General features: G+C 34.5%; 16 protein-coding genes. 9 read left to right on the forward strand and 7 right to left on the reverse strand.

Annotated elements, in window-relative coordinates; genetic code table 11:
- Nucleotides 1-467 precede the first annotated feature (467 nt).
- Nucleotides 468-1052 carry a MarR family winged helix-turn-helix transcriptional regulator gene (locus IP023_RS08375; RefSeq protein ID WP_241789817.1) on the forward strand — a complete coding sequence of 195 codons (585 nt, stop codon included), beginning with the start codon at nt 468-470 and terminating at the stop codon, nt 1050-1052.
- Nucleotides 1053-1127: 75 nt separating this feature from the next.
- Here the strand turns inward: IP023_RS08375 and IP023_RS08380 are convergent, their stop codons facing one another.
- Complete coding sequence (locus IP023_RS08380) at nt 1128-2069, reverse strand: fasciclin domain-containing protein (protein WP_241789818.1); 942 nt, start codon at nt 2067-2069, stop codon at nt 1128-1130.
- 664 nt (nt 2070-2733) lie between these two features.
- On the opposite strand from IP023_RS08380, the gene IP023_RS08385 reads away from it, so the two are divergent.
- The 3 genes from IP023_RS08385 (at nt 2734) to odhB (ending at nt 8102) form a co-directional block, all read left to right on the forward strand.
- Entirely contained in the window at nt 2734-3933 is a 1200-nt protein-coding gene (locus IP023_RS08385) for a deoxyribodipyrimidine photo-lyase (protein WP_241789819.1), read from the forward strand.
- Between the two features lie 133 nt (nt 3934-4066).
- Nucleotides 4067-6808 (forward strand): 2-oxoglutarate dehydrogenase E1 component, encoded by a 2742-nt coding sequence (locus IP023_RS08390; RefSeq protein ID WP_241789820.1) that lies wholly within the window; start codon nt 4067-4069, stop codon nt 6806-6808.
- Between the two features lie 67 nt (nt 6809-6875).
- On the forward strand, nt 6876-8102 hold the full coding sequence (gene odhB / locus IP023_RS08395; protein ID WP_241789821.1) for a 2-oxoglutarate dehydrogenase complex dihydrolipoyllysine-residue succinyltransferase: 1227 nt from the start codon (nt 6876-6878) through the stop codon (nt 8100-8102).
- Nucleotides 8103-8188: 86 nt separating this feature from the next.
- On the opposite strand, the gene IP023_RS08400 is transcribed toward odhB, so the two are convergent.
- Together IP023_RS08400 and IP023_RS08405 are read right to left on the reverse strand one after the other, a co-directional pair.
- Complete coding sequence (locus tag IP023_RS08400; RefSeq protein ID WP_317224540.1) at nt 8189-10129, reverse strand: LTA synthase family protein; 1941 nt, start codon at nt 10127-10129, stop codon at nt 8189-8191.
- Between the two features lie 2 nt (nt 10130-10131).
- Nucleotides 10132-12003, reverse strand: a complete 1872-nt coding sequence (locus IP023_RS08405; protein WP_241789822.1) for an LTA synthase family protein — start codon at nt 12001-12003, stop codon at nt 10132-10134.
- Nucleotides 12004-12206: 203 nt separating this feature from the next.
- On the opposite strand from IP023_RS08405, the gene IP023_RS08410 reads away from it, so the two are divergent.
- Together IP023_RS08410 and IP023_RS08415 are read left to right on the forward strand one after the other, a co-directional pair.
- Complete coding sequence (locus IP023_RS08410) at nt 12207-14825, forward strand: valine--tRNA ligase (protein WP_241789823.1); 2619 nt, start codon at nt 12207-12209, stop codon at nt 14823-14825.
- Between the two features lie 340 nt (nt 14826-15165).
- Nucleotides 15166-16092, forward strand: coding sequence for a DUF3472 domain-containing protein (locus IP023_RS08415; RefSeq protein ID WP_241789824.1), 927 nt, complete (start codon nt 15166-15168; stop codon nt 16090-16092).
- A gap of 102 nt (nt 16093-16194) precedes the next feature.
- On the opposite strand, the gene IP023_RS08420 is transcribed toward IP023_RS08415, so the two are convergent.
- Nucleotides 16195-16965 (reverse strand): DUF3050 domain-containing protein, encoded by a 771-nt coding sequence (locus IP023_RS08420; RefSeq protein WP_241789825.1) that lies wholly within the window; start codon nt 16963-16965, stop codon nt 16195-16197.
- Between the two features lie 157 nt (nt 16966-17122).
- Here IP023_RS08420 and IP023_RS08425 point away from each other — a divergent pair, with 157 nt between their 5' ends.
- Together IP023_RS08425 and IP023_RS08430 are read left to right on the forward strand one after the other, a co-directional pair.
- Nucleotides 17123-17797 carry a superoxide dismutase gene (locus tag IP023_RS08425; RefSeq protein WP_241789826.1) on the forward strand — a complete coding sequence of 225 codons (675 nt, stop codon included), beginning with the start codon at nt 17123-17125 and terminating at the stop codon, nt 17795-17797.
- Nucleotides 17798-18003: 206 nt separating this feature from the next.
- Nucleotides 18004-18273: a DUF4342 domain-containing protein gene (locus IP023_RS08430; protein ID WP_241789827.1), complete on the forward strand. Its 270-nt coding sequence runs from the start codon at nt 18004-18006 to the stop codon at nt 18271-18273.
- 46 nt (nt 18274-18319) lie between these two features.
- Here IP023_RS08430 and IP023_RS08435 read toward each other — a convergent pair whose 3' ends face one another.
- Nucleotides 18320-18724 carry a Dabb family protein gene (locus IP023_RS08435; protein ID WP_241789828.1) on the reverse strand — a complete coding sequence of 135 codons (405 nt, stop codon included), beginning with the start codon at nt 18722-18724 and terminating at the stop codon, nt 18320-18322.
- A 223-nt stretch (nt 18725-18947) separates the two neighbouring features.
- On the opposite strand from IP023_RS08435, the gene IP023_RS08440 reads away from it, so the two are divergent.
- A complete protein-coding gene (locus IP023_RS08440) occupies nt 18948-19823 on the forward strand; it encodes an SH3 domain-containing protein (protein ID WP_241789829.1) in 876 nt (291 codons plus the stop codon).
- 59 nt (nt 19824-19882) lie between these two features.
- On the opposite strand, the gene IP023_RS08445 is transcribed toward IP023_RS08440, so the two are convergent.
- A complete protein-coding gene (locus tag IP023_RS08445; RefSeq protein ID WP_241789830.1) occupies nt 19883-21451 on the reverse strand; it encodes a peptide MFS transporter in 1569 nt (522 codons plus the stop codon).
- A gap of 139 nt (nt 21452-21590) precedes the next feature.
- Entirely contained in the window at nt 21591-22469 is an 879-nt protein-coding gene (locus IP023_RS08450) for a hypothetical protein (RefSeq protein WP_241789831.1), read from the reverse strand.
- Nucleotides 22470-22531: the final 62 nt, after the last annotated feature.

The raw sequence follows: 22531 nt of genomic DNA on the forward strand, positions 1-22531 counted from the left end.
CGCTCGCATTAACGTTTGATATTTCGTCCTTGCAAACGACATGAAATAAAGTGAAGCAAATGGTTTTTACCAGATATTAGATTAATGCTAACATCATATAGGTAAATAAATTTATTGTAAATTACTTAATTAGCGTTTCAAATAGAGCTACACTACATAACATCAATTTTTATATTCAACACTATTCTAAACACATTTGCTTTAACAAATAGGTTTAGAATATTGCTTCTACCACCTCAATTCCTACCGGCATACTTCTTATATCAGCTACCACGCAAATCTTACTAAACATATAAGCTAACGCCAGATTTCTATCGTATAAGTCAACAGCAATAACATACAATATTTGAACAAATATTGATATATTTGCACTTCAGAATTATAATATAAAGCCTGTGAGATACGATAATTTAAGAGATGTTGTTAATTTACTTGGCAAATTCGAATTCGAGAATTTAACGAGTCGAATGTACACTAATAACATAGATGGTTTTAAAGAGTGGATCGTAGCAAATCATAACAGTGATAAAGCTACTGATGCTGTGTCATGGGAAGGAAAAGAGAACGGAAGAAGTGCAGATGCTGTTATCAACACCCTAATCGTTCATATGAATAAGTACGCTAAAACTTATTCTAAAGCAGCAATGCATAACTCCAATTTTGCTACTCAAGAAGAGTTTATATTTCTTATCGTATTACGAGCGCTTGGTTCGATGAGTAAAATGGAACTTATCAAAAAAAATATTCAAGATAAACCTGCAGGAATGAAACTCATTGATCGTCTGATTAATCATGGATGGGTTAATCAAACAGATTCTCCTGTAGACAAAAGAAGTAAGCTAATTTCAATTACTCAAAAAGGTATAGAAGAGCTAGATTTACATATGGATAAAATACGCGTAGCTACAAAAATAGTGACAGGTAGATTGACAGATTATGAAAAGAATCAATTAATTATATTACTTTCAAAATTAGAAACTTTTCATCAAGAAATATATCAAAAAAATATAGCTCCAGCTGATCTTTTAGAAACGGTAAGTAAAGAATTGTAAATAAAGCAATAATTATTTCCTTAAAAAATATGGCTTCCCCAAAATTTTGAGGAAGCCATATTTTTTAAGGAAATTTTACGGTAATAAAACTTTATCGATTACATGAATTACACCATTTGTAGTCAATTCGTTAACAGCTACAATATTAGCAGCTGTAGTATTTCCTGTTCCTTTAACAGTTACAGCATTACCAATGGAAAAAGTAACATTTTGCTCTCCTAATGCCGTTGCAATCATATTATTCTGAATAGCATTTGAAAATACAAGTCCTTCTACAACATGACCTGTAAGAATATTGGTCAACGTAGCAGGATCAGCATCTTCCAGGGCTTGTGTTGTCGCGAACCCCGCTGCGATAAACGCCTGATTGTTAGGTGCAAAAACTGTAAAAGGACCAACCCCTTCTAGTGCATTTTTCACATTTAATGCTCCCTGACTAGCGCGTATTACTGCAGTAACTAAGAAACTAAAATCAGGCTTATCAATAAGAACCTCAACAATATTTCCTGTTGCAGGCATCAATACATTATCTATAACATGAATAATACCGTTTTTAGCTTTAACATCTGCTGTTCCTACAGCGGCACCATTTACAAATACACCGTTAGAACTTTTTGTTACATAAACATTTGTTCCTTCAATAGTTTTCACAGGTGTATTTACAGCAGTTGGTAAAGATGATGCTGATGCTACTGATCCTAATGTATGATATAATAATATCGATTTCAATGTCTCAATAGGCACCGCTTCAATGCTTGATTCATTAGCAAAACCCGCTTTCTGGAATGCCGCATTATTAGGTGCGAATACGGTAAATGTCCCCTCTCCTTGTAATGTACTAACCAAGCCTGCGCGTACAATAGCTGCTCTAAGAATAGAAAAATCACTATTTGTATTTACGATCTCAACAATAGTTTTCTCTTCAACAGGTTTTACAGGATCATCATCAGAGCAGGACACAAATAATAATGACATCGCAACTAACAAAGCACCTTTAAATAATTTAATAGTTTTCATAGATTAAATAATATTAATGTTATTAAAATAATTTAGTATAATATTATACAATAATAATAATTTATAGTGTAATTGTACACTAATTTAATGAATTTTAGTGTAAAAAAAACACCATGAATAATATAAACCACTAACTACTAGGTAATTAAGCAGATAAATGAAAAATACATGTAATTAAAGGAGATATTTATTTATAACGCGGCTAAATAATAGTATAATACTACACTACTATATAAATATTCAAAAAGAAATTCAAAGCTTATAAATCAATTAATATGCTCTTTCCTATAAACTATCAGCGGTAATCAAAAATATTCTTTCTAAAAAACAACACTTTTAACAACTAAAATATACCAAATTAAGCACAGCTTTAAGCTATTACAACGCGCAGTTTAGACTCTATTAATTCAAATTCATAAGATGCTTGATATAATATTTCTGTAATTAAAAAGGATAGCCTCTTGGTATATTCCTACTAGAATTAAATAATGTGAAAATGATTAAATTTTATATTTCGTTTTAAATAAAAGGGCTTACATTATTTTCAAGTAATACTATTTGTTTGGCTATTGTAAATATTGAATACTACAAGACGATTATACAATTATATATGATACCTTTACTATATAGTATGCTATTTCTAATTGATTAAGAGTTGAAATATATGAGCGCAAAAGTAATTTTAGTTTGGTTTAGGAATGATTTACGTACACATGATAATGAAGTGCTACTAAACGCTATTCAAAAATCAGACTTTATAATACCTGTTTATATATTCGACCCTCGATATTATGCGAAGAACCAATATAATTTTTTAAATACAGGAGCAATAAGACAAGAATTCATTTTAAATTCTGTATTCTCCTTAAAACAAAAACTACAATCTTTAGGTGGTGACCTATTGACCTACGAAGGATATCCTGAAGAAATAATTCCGCATCTAGCACAAAAATATGATGTTGATGAGGTATATCATCATCGCGAAGTAGCAAAAAGAGAAACAAGTATTTCGGAAGCTGTAGAAGAAGCTTTATGGAATATAAAAATTAATCTTAAGCATTTTATTGGCCATACGTTGTATCACAAGGAAGATTTACCCTTTCCTATTAGAGATATACCCAACGACTTCAATACATTTAAGAAGAAAATAAGTAAGGAAAGTTCTGTTAGAGCATCTTTTCCTGAAATTACTACTATCAGAATACCGCCGCATTTGGAAAAAACGAATCTTCCAAATGGTTTTATAAGTCATGATAATTTAACTGGAGAAGAAATTGCTTTTTCAACTCTTGAAGCGATCATTAGTAATGCTAAATCTGAAACAGACCTTTACTGCTATATTTCAAAATTTATATCGATAGGTTCACTTTCGCCTGTTTACACCTATCATCTCTTGAATAGGTATATAAATAAAACAAACAAAAAAGCCATCAACTCATTATTAGACAACCTATTAATAAGGGATTATTTTCGCTTTATGCTAAAAAAATATCCAAATAGTGTTTTTATAAACCATTCCAAAAGCTACAGTATAGATAATGTATTGATAGAAAAATGGATTACAGGTAAAACAGATAATGAAGTTGTGAACAATATAATGTATAGACTGAATAATTCAGGTGTCCTGAATGAACAAGAACAAACATATACAGCAACATATTTTATATATGAATTAAAACAAAATTGGCTAATTGGTGCTGCTTATTTTGAGCAACAATTAATTGATTACGCTCCAGCAACAATATACGGGCAATGGTCACATTATGCAGATCAAGGAACAAATATAAAAAATAATAAAACGGAAGAGGATTGGTATAAATTAAAGGAACAAAATTTAGCTATTGCAGAGTTAATCTGTAATTAATTTATCTATTATAGACAAAAATGTGCGTAATTTTAACAACTTTTTTTTTAATGCAAAAAATTAAATTTCAGTAGCAAAAACCCTCAATAATTCCTAAATTTGGCAAATTCTTTAGAATACATTAAAATTTATAATGGATAAACTGACATATTTGAGTAACGCCGATTCTAGTTATATCGACGGCTTATATCAAGCGTACAAGCAAGATCCGAACTCGATTGACTTTGGATGGCAAAAATTCTTCGAAGGATTCGAATTTGGTCAAGGATCGGAAGGCGTAAGTATTGATGCATCAGATGTTTCTGAGCACGCGTTAAAAGAAATCAATGTTCTTAATATGATTCACGGTTACAGAGATCGTGGTCACTTATTTACGGACACAAACCCAGTTCGTGAGCGTCGCAAGTACTTCCCTGGTAAAGAATTAGAAACATTTGGCTTATCTGAAGCTGATATGGATACCGTATTCAATGCTGGTATCGAATTAGGCGTTGGTCCTGCAAAATTACGTGACATTCGTCAAATAATTGAGGATACCTACTGTCGTTCTATCGGTGCTGAATTCAAATATATTCGTAATCCGGATAAAATCAAATGGTTACAAAGTCGTATGGAAGCGGACCGTAACCAACCAAAGTACTCTAAAGAAGAGAAGAAACGTATATTACAAAAAATCAACCGCGCTGTTGTATTTGAAAGCTTCTTAGGAACAAAATTCTTAGGTCAAAAACGTTTCTCTTTAGAAGGCGCTGAAAGTTTAATTGCTGCTTTAGATTCAGTTATTGAAAAAGGTGCTAACTTAGGTATTGAAGAATTCATGATTGGTATGGCTCACCGTGGCCGTCTTAATGTTTTAGCAAACATTATGGGCAAACCATACAAAACTATCCTTTCTGAATTTGAAGGTAAAATGTACAAACAAGAAGATCCTGAATTATCATTTGGCGGTGACGTTAAATATCACTTAGGCTATTCTTCAGATATAAAAACAGATAGTGGTAAGTCGATACACTTATCATTAGCACCTAACCCATCTCATTTGGAAACAGTAGATCCAATTGTTGAGGGTATGGTACGTTCTAAAATTGACATGAAATATGATGGTGACTCTTCAAAAATTGCCCCTATCTTAATTCATGGTGACGCTGCTATTGCAGGTCAAGGTGTTGTGTACGAAGTAACACAAATGTCAAAATTAGAAGGTTACAAAACAGGCGGTACTATCCATATTGTAATCAATAACCAAGTAGGTTTCACGACGAACTATAAAGATGCTCGTTCGGGTACTTACTGTACAGATGTTGCAAAAATCACTTCTTCACCAGTATTCCATGTCAATGGAGATGATCCTGAAGCAGTAGTATATGCTATTGATTTAGCAGTAGAATACCGTCAGAAATACAAAACTGATGTTTATATTGACTTATTATGTTACCGTAGATTTGGTCATAATGAGGCAGATGAGCCTAAGTTTACGCAGCCTTTATTATACAAAGCTATTGAGAAACACGCTAATCCTAAAGAGGTATATGCGAAGAGATTAGAAGCTGAGGGTACTATCGAATCTACGTATGCTAAAGAAATCGAGAAAGAATTTAAAGACTACCTACAAACGCAATTAGACGCTTCTAAAGCGGTTGAAGTTTTAGAAGAAGAAGTTCCTATGTTTGGTGGTGCATGGAAAGGCATCCGTCCTGCTAAAAAGGCAGATATCTTCCATACTGTAGACACAAAGGTAGATGATAAAACATTCTTAGCTTTAGCGAAGGAGATTACGACATTACCAAAGGATAAAAAATTCTTCCGTAAGATTTCTAAATTATATGAAGATCGCGCAGCGATGATCGACAAAGATTCATACGACTGGGCAATGGGTGAATTGATGGCTTACGCCACCTTATTGAACGATGGAAAACGTGTTCGTATTTCTGGTCAAGATGTGCAGCGTGGTACATTCTCACACCGTCATGCGGTATTAACATTAGAAGATTCTGAGGAGAAATATGCACCATTAGCAGAAATTAAAGGTGGTGACAAATTCAATATTTTCAACTCTTTCCTTTCAGAATACGCCGTTTTAGGTTTCGAATATGGTTACGCTTCAGCGAATCCTCAATCGTTAACTATTTGGGAAGCACAGTTTGGTGACTTCTACAATGGGGCACAGATTGTAGTAGATCAGTACTTATCTTCTGCTGAGACAAAATGGAAACGCTCTAATGGGTTAGTAATGATGCTTCCTCATGGTATGGAAGGTCAAGGTCCAGAACACTCTTCAGGTCGTATCGAACGATTCTTAGAATTGTGTGCTAATGATAACATGATCATTGCAGACTGTACTACACCAGCTAACTACTTCCACTTATTGCGTCGCCAGTTAGTACGTGATTTCCGTAAACCTTTAGTTGTATTCACACCTAAGAGTTTATTGCGTCACCCTAAAGTAGTTTCTTCATTAACAGATTTTACATCCGCAAACTTCCAAGAAGTTATCGACGATTCATTCGTAAAAGCTGCTGCTGTTAAGCGTGTATTATTCTGTACAGGTAAAATCTATTACGAGTTGTTAGAGAAACAACAATTAGAAAATCGTACTGATGTTGCTATTGTTCGTATTGAACAATTATACCCTTCTCCAGTTGAACAATTGAAAGCTATACGTGCTAAATACAGTAAAGCAACAGATTTCATCTGGGTACAAGAAGAAAACGAAAACATGGGTGCTTGGCCTCACTTCTGCCGTATCTTCAGAAAAACTGATCTTGAATTTACAGATGCTATCTGTAGAAGCGCAAGCGGTAGTCCAGCAACAGGCTATATGAAACAACACGTTGCTCAACAACAAGCAATTATTAATAAAGCATTTGAAATTTAATAAAATATAAACTTCCCGCTGTATATAGCATTATCTATATACAGTGGTGGTTTAAAAAATAAGATTTATGAGCTTAGAAATCAAAGTCCCTACGGTGGGTGAATCAATCACCGAAGTAACATTGGCCCAATGGTTAAAACAAGATGGCGATTACGTCGAAATGGACGAAAATATTGCTGAATTGGAATCAGACAAAGCTACTTTCGAATTACCTGCAGAAAAAGCTGGTATCTTACGTATCATTGCTCAAGAAGGTGATACATTAGAAATCGGTGCTGTAGTATGTGCTATCGAAGAAGGTGGTGCTCCTGCTGCTGATGCAAAAACAGATGCTCCTGCTGCGGCTGCTTCAACTGCTGCTGCAACAACAGAAGCTTCTGAAAACCCTGATTCATACGCTGCTGGTACAGCATCTCCTGCTGCTGCAAAAATATTGAGAGAAAAAGGAATTGATCCTTCTACAATTAAAGGCACAGGTAAAGACGGCCGTATCACGAAAGAAGATGCCGAAAAAGCTGTTGCTAAGCCTGCTGCTCCAAAAGCTGCTGAGCCTAAGTCTGCTCCTGCTGCAGCTCCTGTAGCTGTTGCTGGCGAACGTAACGAGCGTCGTGAGAAAATGAGCTCTTTACGTAAAACTATCGCTAAGCGTTTAGTAGCTGTAAAAAATGAAACGGCTATGTTAACAACGTTCAACGAAGTAAACATGCAGCCTATCATGGACTTAAGAGCTAAATACAAAGATGTTTTCAAAGAGAAACATGGTGTTGGCTTGGGTTTCATGTCATTCTTTACAAAAGCTGTTACTACAGCATTAAAAGAATGGCCTGCAGTAAATGCACGTATCGAAAACAACGAGATCGTTTATTCTGACTTTGCTGATATCTCTATCGCTGTTTCTGCTCCTAAAGGTTTGGTAGTACCTATTATTCGTAATGCGAATGCATTATCTTTACAAGGTATCGAAAAAGAAATCATCAACTTAGCTACGAAAGCTCGTGACAATAAATTAACTATCGACGAGATGACTGGTGGTACATTTACTATTACAAATGGTGGTGTATTTGGTTCAATGATGTCTACACCGATCATCAATGCTCCTCAATCAGCTATCTTAGGTATGCACAATATCGTTCAACGCCCTATCGCTGAGAATGGTCAAGTAGTTATTCGTCCTATGATGTATATTGCATTATCTTATGATCACCGTATCATCGATGGTCGTGAGTCGGTAAGCTTCTTAGTTCGTGTTAAACAATTATTAGAAGATCCAGCTCGTTTATTATTAGAAGTTTAATCTTCCTAATAAACACGGATACATACAAAAAGGTCGCTTTATCTATAAAGCGACCTTTTTGTATGTATTGAATTTGAGATTAAAAACTATTCCACAGTCAATTTATTCGCAATCATACTATTATTGTAGCGCTGTATAAAGGCTTTAAGCTTCGTCTCCAAAGAATCCATTATAGGCAACTCACCTGGAGATATTAAATTATCCTTTTGAAGCCTATCACTTTTAAGATTATATAGTGAAATTGGTTTTTGTCCATCATGGCTCAAGAAATAATCATTATAATATAGATTATAGGAGCTCCCTATATTATTAACTACAAAATTATCTTCATTAGTATCAAAAGCATCAAAACCAAAAGCAAAATAAGGTTTGGGATAATGAATATAATTAAGCACCGTCGGCATAATATCTATTTGCTGCACCAATTTATCGGACATACCTTTAAGATTCCCTCCGGGATAATAAAAAATGATAGGAATAGCAAATGAGGTTGCTGAAGTCTGATACTCGGGCAAGAAACTTTGACTAGCGTGATCAGCACAGAGCACAAATATCGTATTATTATACCAAGGACTTTTAGAAGCCGTAGCAAAAAATTCACGCAGTGCATTATCTGTATACCCCAATGGCTCATGCAAAGGGATATTTCCTTTCGGAAATTTACCGTTATACTTTTCAGGCACCTTAAAGGGATGATGCGACGATAGTGAAAAGAAACTTGCAAAAAATGGCTGTTTAAAAGTATCCAATGTATTTGCCATGTATTGCATAAAAGGCTCGTCCCAAATTCCCCATATACCATCGTAATCAGCATCGTTATTATATTCATTTTTACCATAATAATGCTGTATACCCGCCAACTTCATATAGGCAGAAAAACCCATACTTCCATTGGGTGCTCCATGAAAAAAAGCCGTTTCATAGCCTTCATCTCCCAATAATTTGGCCATACTTGTTGTCTTATTGCCCGAATATACGGACAATACAAAAGGCTCGCCTACAGAGGGTATACCTGTAATAACAGAAGGCAATGCGTCTATAGACTTACGACCATTGGCAAATGCATTTTTAAAGGTATAAGATTCACCTATCAAAGAATCCAAAAAAGGAGTATAACCTTTATATTTTCCACCTTGAATATCCTGATTAAGAGCACCTATATGCTCTCTACCAAAACTCTCCAAAATCAAAACTACTACATTAAGCTTCCTAAATGCTGACGTATCATTAGGCAAATGCGTGGTATTATATACTTTATCTATTTCTTCTTCGGACAAATAGTTCACCTCTTGCAATGTAACAGCTTTCAATGTCTTCAAAATACTAAAAGGTGTATTCAAAACAATACTCATCTCATCTGGATTATTGACATAATCTCCAGCATTACTTAAGGTAATAGGCCTCGTACTATGAGCCCAGCCACCACGTACTCCACCAATAAATAGAAATGCAACAAACAAAAATGAAACAGTTTGTATCACATAATAAGACCAAGAAAAACGAGATGGCTTTATAAAGCGGAAAAGGTTATAAATTTTGATTAGACAAAATACAATACATCCAAAAACTATGAATAGATACCAATATCCTAACAGAAAATCAACGAGCAATTGTCCTATATTTTGCTCATTAGCAAATTGCGAAAAAACAGTACCCGTGGTTCTTTTTAAGGTAAAAGGATAGTACCCATAATCAATTAAATTCAACGCTATGCCTATACTATTGGTCCCTACAAAAATCCACTTACACAGCTTTTGATAGGTTTCATTATACTTAAATGGAATCGGTGCCATTTGCATAACTATAAATAGAATATTGAGATATAGAATGGCTACTATATCAAACTTAACCCCTCCTTGCATCATGGTCAAAAAAGAAGAAGTATTTACTTGCGGAAATAAACTTAGATTAATCCAATAAAAACCTATTCGCATGAAGGAATATAATGCCAATAGGCACACAAAAGCTATTATTAAAGCCGTGAGACTATTAAAATAACCTTTCAATAAAACTTTTTTATTCATCATAATTAATAAGAAAGGAAATCCTTAAATACAGATTGAAAATAGGCCTTGCTCTGATAGATCAATCGATCTACAAACTCTTTCGACTTGCTATAGTTTTCGACAAAAGCAATTTTTTGCCCCTGCATATCAAAAGATGCGGATTGATCATTTGTTACGACGCCAAATGTATTATTTGAATTAAAAAAAGCAATATGCTGCCTATTTTTAGCAAATAAATTTGTTGAGTATTTAAATGGTGATTTATCTGCCGATACAAAACTCCATAACGTTGAAGCGATATCTAACTGACTAACTACATCGTTTACTACTTGTCCTCGAAATTCATCTTTCAAAGCGCCTCCAAATAAAAACAAAGGTATATGGTAACGATTAGGATTCTCTAAGCCATATTTTTCTGTAGGATATATGTTGCCATGATCTGATACTACCACAAAAATAGTGTTTTTATACCAATCTTGTTTTTTTGCTTCCTCCACAAAAGTGTTAAACATCGTATCGGTATAATAGGCTGTACTACGGTATGCATCTGCTTTTGTGTTACTACCAAATTTATATTCCCCATCGAGTGTATACGGTTCATGGTTTACCAAGGTATAAAAAACACTGAAAAATGGCGTCTGCTCGGTATTTAAATCTTTGATCATCTGCGAAGCTATCACATGGTCATATACTCCCCAACTATTGCGCTTCACATCCAAAGGAAAATTATAGGTATCCACCACGCGGGATATACCATGCGCATACATATAGCTTTTAAAATTGTAAAACTCAGATTGACCACCATGATAAAAAGAAGTACTATAGCCCAAAGAATCATATACCTGACTAATACCATTCAGATTCTCATGCTTAGGGATATATTGTATTATGCTCTCAGTCCCTTGCGATGGAAACCCACTAAGGACGGCTATCATCCCTTTGTCGGAGCGATCAGCAGCAGAATAAGCACGCGTAAAGTTGATGCCCTCAGACATTATATCACGCATATTGTTTGTAATTCCTTTTTCCCCACCTAGATTTTCAAAAACTTGAGCTACCATTCCCTCCAGTATAATGACCACAACATTGGGTTGCTGAACCTTTAGTATATTGACTATCGTATCATTAGCTACTGGCAATACTTCATTGGCCAATCGTACTGCTTCTTCCTCCTCCATAAATTGATAGGGATTTTGCTTGGAACTCTTCAACATATCTTTTGCAAATGCCCAGTAAGTATTTACCGAAAGGTGATTCATTACATTATGATCTGAAAAATAAACAGCGCTAGGGTTTAATGTTGCACGTCCATAACCTCCCCTTAAAAAGGTAAATATTATAAATGAGCCTAATACTAGACAAACGATAATAGATAGATTGGTATGTCTGCGATAAATAGCAACTTTAACAACAAACAAATGATAGAAAAAGTGCGCTATCGTAAAGAATAAAACTAATACTAAAGCAGCATTGATGAGCATGCCCATATCTATAGAACTGGAAACCCCTCCTACTGTGCCCATTCCCAATAATATTGCACGCTTAGAGATTTTTTCCCCCCATGCTTCATATAGTGGTAGATTGACAATAGTAATTAAGGCAAATATCAAAGTAGGCACGAATGTATAAATACGTAATAGCCAAGGTGATACCGCTCTTTTAATAAATAAATTTTGTATACAATAAAAAAGGAAAGGAATTACCATTAGATAGCATGCCAATGATAAGTCTAAACGTAAACCATATATATAAGCAAAGAATATATCTTGCGCACCTTCTGACTTCTCCCAATTATTAATTAGAAAAACAGTGCGATCAAACCAACATAATACTAACCAATATAGAAAGTATACCGTAAAAAAAGCAAAATTCGATCTTGTAACGGATTTTCCCATTAAAAACAAAGGTGTTATAGTTAAAAAATAAAGGCAAAACTACGAAATATTATAACCAAATCTATTCTATATAGAATAGAAATAGTTTAGAACTTTAGCTACATTTCTGGAAAGAATGGAAAACATATTTTCAATCTATTTATACCAACAAAATCGCATTATTTGCGTATTTTTGTAATTCGATTTTTTGAACGAATATTACAATGAGCATAGCAAAAACATACAATCCGAAAGAAGCTGAAGATAAATGGTATTCCTATTGGATGGAAAATGGTTTTTTCCGTTCTACACCAGATGAGCGTGAACCTTATACAATCGTAATGCCTCCACCCAATGTGACTGGAGTGTTACATATGGGTCACATGTTGAATAATACGATACAAGATGTATTGATTCGTCGTGCACGTATGCAAGGTAAAAATGCCTGTTGGGTACCGGGTACCGATCATGCATCTATCGCTACTGAAGCTAAGGTTGTTAATATGCTTAAAGAGCAAGGTATTGACAAAAAATCATTGTCACGTGAAGATTTCTTAGCCCATGCTTGGGAATGGAAAGAGAAATATGGTGGTATCATATTGAAACAATTGGAAAAATTGGGCGCTTCATGTGACTGGGAACGCACAAAATTTACAATGGATCCAGACTTATCTGAATCTGTTATAGATACGTTTATAAAATTCTACAAAGAAGGGTATATCTACCGTGGTGTACGTATGGTAAACTGGGATCCGCAAGGAAAAACAGCTTTATCAGATGAAGAAGTAATCCGTAAAGAGGTAAACCAAAAATTGTACTATATACGCTATCAAATCAAAGATAGCGATCAATATATTATCATCGCTACGACGCGTCCTGAGACTATTATGGCGGATGCTGCCATCTGTATCAACCCTAATGATGAGCGTTTTATGCACTTAAAAGGCAAAACGGTCATCGTACCATTGGTAAACCGTGAAATCCCGATTATAGAGGATGAGTATGTAGATATGGAATTTGGTACAGGATGCTTGAAAGTTACTCCTGCACACGATTTGAATGACTATGCATTGGGGCAAAAGCACAACTTGGAGATTATCGACCTATTAAATGATGATGGTACCTTAAATGAAAAAGCACAAATCTTAGTCGGTGAAGATCGTTTCATCGCGCGTAAAAAGATTGCTAAATTATTAGAGGAAGTTGATCAAATAGAGAAAATCGAAGATTATAAATCACAAGTAGGATTCTCTGAACGTACAGATGCTGTTATCGAGCCTAAATTGTCTATGCAATGGTGGTGCAAGATGGAGGAATTGTCGAAGCCGGCATTAGAGTATGTTGAAGATGGTACTATAAAATTAATTCCTGAAAAATTCTTTGCTTCTTACAAGCACTGGATGGAAAATGTGAAAGATTGGTGTATCTCTCGCCAGCTATGGTGGGGTCAACGTATCCCTGCATGGTACAATGAAAAAAATGAATGGGTAGTTGCTAAAACGGAAGCTGACGCAATCAAAGAATTTGAAGCTCAAGGAAAAACAGCAACCACTATCCGTCAAGAAGACGATGTATTAGACACATGGTTCTCCTCTGGACTGTGGCCTATGTCAGTGTTCGATGGTGTACGTAATCCGGAGAATGAAGAGTTTAAATACTACTACCCTACAAATGATCTAGTAACGGCACCAGAGATTCTATTCTTCTGGATAGCACGTATGATCATCATGGGCCATGATTACACCCAATTGCCTCCATTCAAAAATGTATACCTTACAGGTATCGTTCGCGATAAATTGGGCCGCAAGATGTCCAAATCATTGGGCAACTCCCCCGATCCTATCGAGTTGATGGAGCAGTATGGTACTGATGGTGTTCGTGTAGGTATGTTATTATCATCTCCTGCCGGCAATGACTTGATGTTTGATGTTTCATACTGTGAACAAGGACGTAACTTTGCAAACAAGATATGGAATGCTTTCCGCTTAGTAAAAGGCTTAGAAACTATTGAAGCTCCTGCTACTGAAGCACAAAAAACTGCTGCTATATGGTTTGAAAATAGATTCAACCAAGCTGTAGCAGAAATCGATGAACACTTTGCACACTATCGCCTATCAGATGCGTTGATGTCTACCTACAAATTGATATGGGATGACTTCTGTGCATGGTACTTAGAGTTGGTAAAACCAGCATATCAAACACCTATTGAGTCTGAAACGTTAGAAACAATAAAAGTATTATTCCAAAAAATACTAACACTAGCACATCCATTTATGCCGTTCTTGACAGAAGAATTGTGGCATGATGAAATCTTCGGTACGCGCGATGCTAAAGATTGTGTAATAGTAGCTGCATACCCTGAAGTATTATCTTTTGATGAGCAAATCATTAAAGAATTTACAGCTGTTCAACAGGTAATCTCTGAAGTACGTAATATCCGTAATGCGAAAGGTATGTCACCAAAATTAGCTTTACCACTAGCCATCAATACGGCAGGAGTAGATTTTGCGAAGTACCAAGATAGTATTATCAAATTAGCTAATATTTCAGAATTAACTTTTGTTACCGAAAAAGTATCTGGAGCATTGAGTTTCTTAGCGGGTAAATCAGAGTGTTATGTAAAATTGGCTGCCGAAAATATCGATATTGAAGCAGAGAAAGAACGTATCACTAAAGAAATAGAATACTTAAAAGGATTCTTAGTTTCTGTAGATAAAAAATTATCTAACGAACGTTTTGTTCAAAATGCAAAACCAGAAATAATAGAAAACGAAAGAAATAAGAAAGCTGATGCTGAAGCAAAGATTACAATCTTAGCCGAAAGCTTGGCAAATTTAGGATAATAAATAAATTATCTTTCCCCAAAAGGAGCTTACTATAATAGGTAAGCTCCTTTTTTGTATCAAAAAAAAACAACTTTTACCACTATATAACGTAAATGCTACGAATTGTTTACCTACAGATAGCATAAAAGGCTAAACAAGTAGTAAAAGCATATTAAGGATAAACTTAAAATTAGAGACTAATTAAATGCAAATAAGTGGTATATCCTAACCGAAAAAATCAATTACAGAAATTATATATCAATATTTAACCTTTTTATTAACCTTAAGTTAAAAATAAAAGGTAACTTTCATTATAATTATAGGCTAGCTGTTTCCTATAAATAATAAAAGAAAATATATGCCCCTAAAAAAAATATTCATAATACTTATAGGGATTATAAGTGTCACACTATACAACAGCTGTGGTCAGCGGAGTAAGTCTGTACCCGCTACAAATACATCATATTATGGCCCTGGTGGAACATATTCGGATTGGTACTTTCCCAAAGGGAAATACGAAAGTATGGAATGGACCTTTGTTCCCATCACAGATCCCCCAAATAGCCTTACACAAAAAGGTCTATTACATTACTATGCTTATAATTTTGCTGTCGTCAATACGCAAGGCAAAGATGTAAAAGGTGGCTACTGTGGATTTCAGACAAACGGTATATTTAAAGGCAAACAAAAAGGTAAAGTAATAAATTACTCTATTTGGGACTCCAATGGAGGAATAACAAGCGCCTTACTTCACAAAAGTAATGAAGAGAGTAACGGTTTTCAAATTATGTTCCCTTACGAATGGGCTGAAGGAAACCTATACGCATTCCAACTCAAGAGAGGCCCCAGTGGTACCGACAATTTAGGAACATGGTGGGGATTATGGGTTACCGATAAGTCAAAAGATGAAACACTCTTTGTGGGTGAAATTCGGGTCCCTCCAAATAAAGACGAAGCTAAAGATCTGTGGCTAGGTGACCATACCTCTATGTTTGGTGAAGATTTGCATTGGTGGCTCTCCCTAAATGGTAATGTCAAATATACATCATGTACTACATTTGAACCATCAGCGATGGCTGCTCGAGACATAACCGTCAATGGCACCATAAAACCCTTACGAGCAACAAGTAGAACCAACTCCGGAGAAATAGCAACCGCAGATAATGGCTTCAAAACTATTAATTGTGCCGTTACCATTTACCACGACTCCCTAGATTTCAATGTACAGCACAATTTAGGATATTGGCCTACAGGGGCTCCAAATTCACTAGAGATCGCCAAATAAAAAAGCATTAATACGTAATGGTAATTCAATACGTATTAATGCTTAAAAGGTATGTCCTTGTCAAAATTTATATCCGTAAAGGTACGTTATAGACGTATACATTTAGGATACTATCTGGTCATAGATTGCATCCCAAAGTAATTTCCTCTTCACCAAGGCCGCTTTTGCTGTTTCTTTTACTTCCTCCAATTTTAAGGGGTCATCAGCAACAAGCTCAAAGATCATTTTCATGGCCAAGGGCCCGTGCTCATCGGCATCTAACTGAATATGACGCTCGAAGTAGTATATATAGCCTCCAAGGTCAACTTCAGGCATGGCAGATTGTATCTCTTTCAAAATCGAAGAGAACATATCAGGAATCAAATCTTCACGACCAAATGTAAATGCCGAAGCAATATTATGTGTCTTGTTGGATGCAATAATATCAAAAGTAAAACGCAAGAAGTCTTTTATACGAGCATCTACCTCCAATCTCTCTATAGCTGCCTCTATTGACAAACCAGTCTTGAGGTTGGTGATGAATGTATCAATATAAGAAATATCAGCTCCCATATCACGCATAGATTCCAAATACATTTCAAAATGGCTCAAACGACGACCATCCAAATATTCATCAGACTCTTCGGTAAGTACAATTTCATTTATCAGATAACGTGTTTGCGGATATTCACTCGCAAACCAAGGTACTTGAGTACAGGTAAGATTGACCTGCAATGCTTTCAACAGAGACATGAAATCCCAAACCGCAAATACATGTCCCTCGGTAAACAAACGCAAATCTGCAACCGTCTTAATCTTTTTATATAATGGATGTTGTAGCAATACTGCTCTTTCGCCTTCTATAGCTGCATTTATTTCTTCTATTATATTCATGAATGCAAATATGGAAATTCAATCTTTACCTATGAAATATAATAAAACCTTATACAATAGAATGACATTTTAAGATTACTTTTGTTAAAAGAATGTTATAATTGTTCTATTAATTGACATTAAATAGAATAAATCGATATATTTAAATAAAAAAGCTATGAATATTATTAAAACAGCAGTTTTTGCAGCAGCTTTATTTTCAGCACAAGCTACATTTGCACAGTTTAAACAAACCGCTCTTCCATACGCATATGATGCGTTAGAAGGGGCAATTGATGCTAAGACTATGGAAATACACTATGGTAAACATGCTGCAGCGTATACTACAAATTTAAATAAAGCTATTGCAGGTACTCCAGCCGAGAGTAAAAATATCGAAGCTATATTAGCTACTATTTCTACACAACCGGCAGCGGTACGTAATAATGGTGGTGGCCATTATAACCACGAATTGTTTTGGACTATATTGACACCAAATAAAGGAACAAAGCCATCTCCACAATTAGAAAAAGCAATCATCAATACTTTTGGTTCTCTAGATGCTCTAAAGGAAAAAATTAATGCTGCAGGAGCATCCCGCTTTGGTTCTGGCTGGGCATGGTTAGCTGTAGATAAAGATGGTAAACTATTTGTTTCTTCCACGGCCAACCAAGATAATCCATTGATGGATGTAGTTACTGAAAAAGGAACACCGATCCTAGGATTAGATGTTTGGGAACATGCATACTACTTGCGCTACCAAAATAAACGTGTGGATTACTTAACTTCTATATGGGATATCGTCAACTGGGACGAAGTAAGTAAACGTTACGAAAAAGCGTTAAAAAAATAACATCATTTTTTGATAGGTTAAAGTCTCACTCCAAAAGTGAGGCTTTTTTATTGCTATCCCAAGATGTAATTATTGGGATTGATTACCGACTATATCCTATAGTTTACCGAATATTCAGTACAGTTAGCCTATAAGCATGTGGTGCACACCTCAAATAGCCATACTTTTGATATATAAATTTTAACAAACACTAAAAGAAATATATTATGGCAACTAAAAAAATACTTACAATCGACGGTTCTTTACTTTCAAAAATGTTCCAAGACGTCTTAGGTTATATAAAAGGTACACGTCTAAAAGTAACTAACAAAAACGATAAAACTATAGCTAATATACCACTATTCTTAGCGGTTATAGTTGGAATTATTCTTCCCGTTTTAACGATCACAGCTGTGATAGTCGTACTTGTACTTTCTTATCAAATCACGATAGAAAAGGAAACTAAATCCGATCTAATCATAATAGATCAAAAATAAAAAAGCAGATTGTAGAAGTACAATCTGCTTTTTTAATATACTTACGTTATATTAAGGTAGTATCACGAACTTCGACTTTGGTCCAATATTGTTGATATTTTTCGATTGCTGCTAGATGATCAGGGTGATTTTCATAGATATTTAGATTCTCCATATTTGAAAAAGTAACAATCAAATTGTAACTGAAACTATTATCTACTACTGGTCTAGGATTAGCTGGAGCTGGTTGACCAAATCTCAATGTTTGAATAGCCTCAATACCTCTTAAAGCTTCAAAAAAATTAATAAAGTCAATCTTTTCTTTATCCGTAATATCTTCCTTTAGCCAAAAATATACAGAATGAATAATAGGTCCATATTCTTCATTTTCTTGACTAGATTTACTACATGACATTATACCTGTAGTCGACACTGCTAGCAGACTTGCTGCAATAAATTTTCTTCTTTCCATAAGATCAATTAGTTAGATAATGTAAAATACTTATTTTTTTTATATCTATTTACATTTATTTTCAATAAATGTAAATAGATATAAAAAAAATGGCATCAAAAAACTGGTTTTATTAAAAAAATAAATACTTCGAATTCTATTTTATGCAAGAATGTATAATAATAAACTTTAAATGTAACAGCTAAATCTTGCAAAACACAAAACTTTTCAGGTTATTCGCAGTATGAAAAAACATCTCCTAACCACCTTAAGTATATTCATTTTTGTAAACTTATTAGCGCAAACAGAGGAACCTAGAGCATATGTGATGGATGAAAACCTCAATTGGTGGAATTTACATATTAATGATGAGGCAATTGTATTTGCTGACATAGCCTATATTAGAGATGCGCCCGTAACAAAGGGCAAACTTTTGGATTCTTTGAAAAATGGTGATCGCGTGCAAATCCTTTCCACAGGCTATAACCCTACCGTACTACGAGGTTTTATTGCCCCATGGCACAAAATTAAATATAAGAGCAATGGAGAGATGAAAGAAGGATATATATGGCTTGGTTTATTGGCATTAGGAAAAGGTACAAATGTGAGCGGAGAAACATTTATTCACGGTTTTCTACGTAAGAATAAGCAAACAGAATATGACAACGGTTCTTATATTTTAGAGATAAAAACGCTTGATAGATTCAACAATGTATTAGCTAGAGCGCATTATCCTGCTGAGTTGAACTATCAATCATATACAGAGAATAAAATTTTAAATAATATGGGACTCGAAGGGTTAAACTCTATTCATAGAATTTCTTTTTTAGGCGAAGCTTGTGGAGTTTCTAGCAATTACTATTATTTCGGATGGAATGGAGAACAATTCATTCCTATGTTTGATAAAACTAATGTTTCTGATGCAGGAATATACTATTATAATGAACAAATTCTATTTCCATCAGAGCACAACTTGGACAATCAATTAATAATTAAGGATATTGAGGAAGGTGAAGTAATAGATGAAGCTGCTGAGGAGCTTAATTATAAAATAAAAAAAGAGAGAAAAAAATACAATTGGAATGGTAAAGTTATAAGTGAGATTTTAGAAATGAGATAAAATTAATATTCCAAAAGAAGGGGTTATTCACTTCTTTTGGAATATTAATTGCAAATATACTAGTTGATGCCGTGCATTTTCTTCTTTAACATCGGAGTCAACATAAATAAAATTAAAGCTACAAAAATTGGTAAAGCAGCAATAATTAAGAAAAATACAGACATAGAGTATTCTTTAGAAATTTCATCAATCATTCCTCCCATTGAAGCACCAATTTTGTTCGCAATAGCAGAAGCTAAGAACCAAAAACCAAAGATTAAACCTAAAAGTTTCTTAGGAGACAACTTACTTACATACGACAAACCTACTGGTGATAAACAAAGCTCACCCATAGTATGGAAGAAGTAAGCTAATACTAACCAAATCATACTTACAGCAGCTGTCTCTGCTCCTTTCGGAATCGAGCTACTACCATATGCTAAAGCCAGAAAACCAACACCTACAAGAATTAAACCCATTGCAAATTTTACTGGTCCTGAAGGATTCCATACCTTTTCCCATAATTTACTGAATAAGGATGCAAAAGTCACAATGAAGAATGCATTTAAGATTTGAAACCATGCAACAGTAACCTCTGTTTCCACTGCTGTAAATTCACGATATACCTTCCAAAAACCCAATATCGCTATTGAAGCAAAAGAAATTAAAGTAAAAATAATGGTTAAAGGGTACTTACTATATATTTTTGCGGATAATTTCATTAACACAAAGGTTACCGCACCAATAGGTATTAATGTCAATAAAGCATCTATCCACTTGAATGTAACAGCTTGTGCTCCTTCTAAGATACGTTGCGTATAATTCTTAGCAAAAATGGTCATCGATCCACCTGCTTGCTCAAAAGCTAAAAAGAAAAAGATACTCGCTACCATTAAAACGGCAACTACAATCAATCGGTCACGAACAACATGCTTAGGTATATTATCATCTTCGTTGACCTCGACTACTTTTTCTTTTTTAGGCTCTTCACCAATAACCCCAAAAATTCGTTGGCCAACATAAAATTGTAACATTCCGAAGAACATAAATACACCCGCTAGACCAAAACCATAATGCCAGCCTATTTTCTCTCCTAAGTAACCGCACAATAAAGATCCTAAGAACGCTCCCGCATTAATACCCATATAGAAAATAGTATATCCAGCATCTTTTTTAGAACTCGTATTAGGATACAATTGACCTACCATAGATGAGATATTGGGTTTGAACATCCCATTACCCAAAATCATAAGTCCTAACCCCGCAAAAAAGAAATTAGCATCTAAGCCTTCTAATGCCATAGAGGCATGTCCTAACGTCATTAATAACGCACCAATAAGAATTGCCTTACGATATCCTGTTAATTTATCAGCAATAAAACCACCAATTATAGGGGTTGCATATACCAACATCGTATACCAACCATAAAGGCTCATCGCACTTTCGTTAGACCATCCCCATCCCCCTCTCGCTATTTCTGTAATTAGGAAGGTTGTTAATAGAGCGCGCATACCATAATAACTAAAGCGCTCCCACATTTCGGTAAAGAAAAGGACGAAAAGTCCAGCCGGATGCCCCATTACCATTTTATCATCGACACCTTGCTTGGCTAGGTGCTTTACTAAGACTTCATCATTTTCCTCAATCATATTTTATATATTATTAATAATTTGAATGTTCTGACAACAAAGAAAACAAAATTTATCGAACCTAAAAGCTAACAAACAAAAATGTTATACAACAAAAGGATTTTAATTGTCAATATTTAACAAAACACTATTTTAAAATCTACTTTAAGCCACTTTTTTTTCCTTTTTGGGGCTTTAAAGGATCTATATAATTCTCCTCATCACCACGCACATCATTCTGTAGATCTATATTGTCTACAAACTTCAGTCTGTCCCCTTCGATAGCATAGGCATCATGTGTAAGATCAGGACCATAATACTTGAAGTTACCTTCCAAACTCGGATCTGCAGGTACGATATGATCAAATTCTATTCTTTTTTTATCTTTATTGTACTTAAGATACATTGAAGACTGCTTGGTATACGAAAAAATAATTCGCTTATGATCTAGTTTGTTCGAAAATATAGGTGCCCCAAATATAACTTCAGCATTTGGACGAATAGTTAATATCTCGATTACTTTTTTTGAAAAATCAGCATGATGACCTTTCCATCCTAATAAAACAAATTGGTAGGGACTAATTTGTATAATATCATAATATTGGGCTCCATACCAATCATTGGGTTTTAAAAGAGCACTATCAACATTTTTTATTTCAAAAGTTTTATCTAATAAAGGAGTCAACTTGATATTTGCTCCTTGATATTGAATGCTACCATAGTAAAGGTAGGATCCATCATTTAAGGGTATATTCCACGAAAATATTCTAAATTTTTTATCTGGAGAATCTAAAATTGAGATTTTATCTAATTTGTCAAAACTAAAATAAAAGGCATTAATTTCCTTTAATGCCGACACTAATGTTTTAACAAATTGGTAATTACTTTCGATGCGTACTACCTCAGATGGTTCTTCGAACATCTGCTTACTTAGTTTAAGTAGGCTATCCTGCCAAGCGTTCATTTTTGTTAAATTTTGGGCATAACAAAATGAAGTACTTAACGTAACACTTAATAATAAAAATAATTTCTTTAGCATATATTTTTTATAAAAGTGTATACATTATACTATATATTAATAGAATCCTATACCTGTATAGG

Origin of the sequence: Sphingobacterium rhinopitheci (assembly GCF_022627575.1) — a bacterium.
GTDB lineage: Bacteria > Bacteroidota > Bacteroidia > Sphingobacteriales > Sphingobacteriaceae > Sphingobacterium > Sphingobacterium rhinopitheci.

Bases quoted from the DNA above. Each gene is read 5' to 3' on its own strand.
- IP023_RS08375 (WP_241789817.1), top strand. From the start codon at position 468: ATGTACACTAATAACATAGATGGTTTTAAAGAGTGGATCGTAGCAAAT.
- IP023_RS08405 (WP_241789822.1), bottom strand. From the start codon at position 12,003: ATGGGAAAATCCGTTACAAGATCGAATTTTGCTTTTTTTACGGTATAC.
- odhB (WP_241789821.1), top strand. From the start codon at position 6,876: ATGAGCTTAGAAATCAAAGTCCCTACGGTGGGTGAATCAATCACCGAA.
- IP023_RS08445 (WP_241789830.1), bottom strand. From the start codon at position 21,451: ATGATTGAGGAAAATGATGAAGTCTTAGTAAAGCACCTAGCCAAGCAA.
- IP023_RS08450 (WP_241789831.1), bottom strand. From the start codon at position 22,469: ATGCTAAAGAAATTATTTTTATTATTAAGTGTTACGTTAAGTACTTCA.
- IP023_RS08440 (WP_241789829.1), top strand. From the start codon at position 18,948: ATGAAAAAACATCTCCTAACCACCTTAAGTATATTCATTTTTGTAAAC.
- IP023_RS08400 (WP_317224540.1), bottom strand. From the start codon at position 10,129: ATGATGAATAAAAAAGTTTTATTGAAAGGTTATTTTAATAGTCTCACG.
- IP023_RS08380 (WP_241789818.1), bottom strand. From the start codon at position 2,069: ATGAAAACTATTAAATTATTTAAAGGTGCTTTGTTAGTTGCGATGTCA.
- IP023_RS08390 (WP_241789820.1), top strand. From the start codon at position 4,067: ATGGATAAACTGACATATTTGAGTAACGCCGATTCTAGTTATATCGAC.
- IP023_RS08420 (WP_241789825.1), bottom strand. From the start codon at position 16,965: ATGAATATAATAGAAGAAATAAATGCAGCTATAGAAGGCGAAAGAGCA.
- IP023_RS08435 (WP_241789828.1), bottom strand. From the start codon at position 18,724: ATGGAAAGAAGAAAATTTATTGCAGCAAGTCTGCTAGCAGTGTCGACT.
- IP023_RS08415 (WP_241789824.1), top strand. From the start codon at position 15,166: ATGCCCCTAAAAAAAATATTCATAATACTTATAGGGATTATAAGTGTC.
- IP023_RS08430 (WP_241789827.1), top strand. From the start codon at position 18,004: ATGGCAACTAAAAAAATACTTACAATCGACGGTTCTTTACTTTCAAAA.
- IP023_RS08410 (WP_241789823.1), top strand. From the start codon at position 12,207: ATGAGCATAGCAAAAACATACAATCCGAAAGAAGCTGAAGATAAATGG.
- IP023_RS08385 (WP_241789819.1), top strand. From the start codon at position 2,734: ATGAGCGCAAAAGTAATTTTAGTTTGGTTTAGGAATGATTTACGTACA.
- IP023_RS08425 (WP_241789826.1), top strand. From the start codon at position 17,123: ATGAATATTATTAAAACAGCAGTTTTTGCAGCAGCTTTATTTTCAGCA.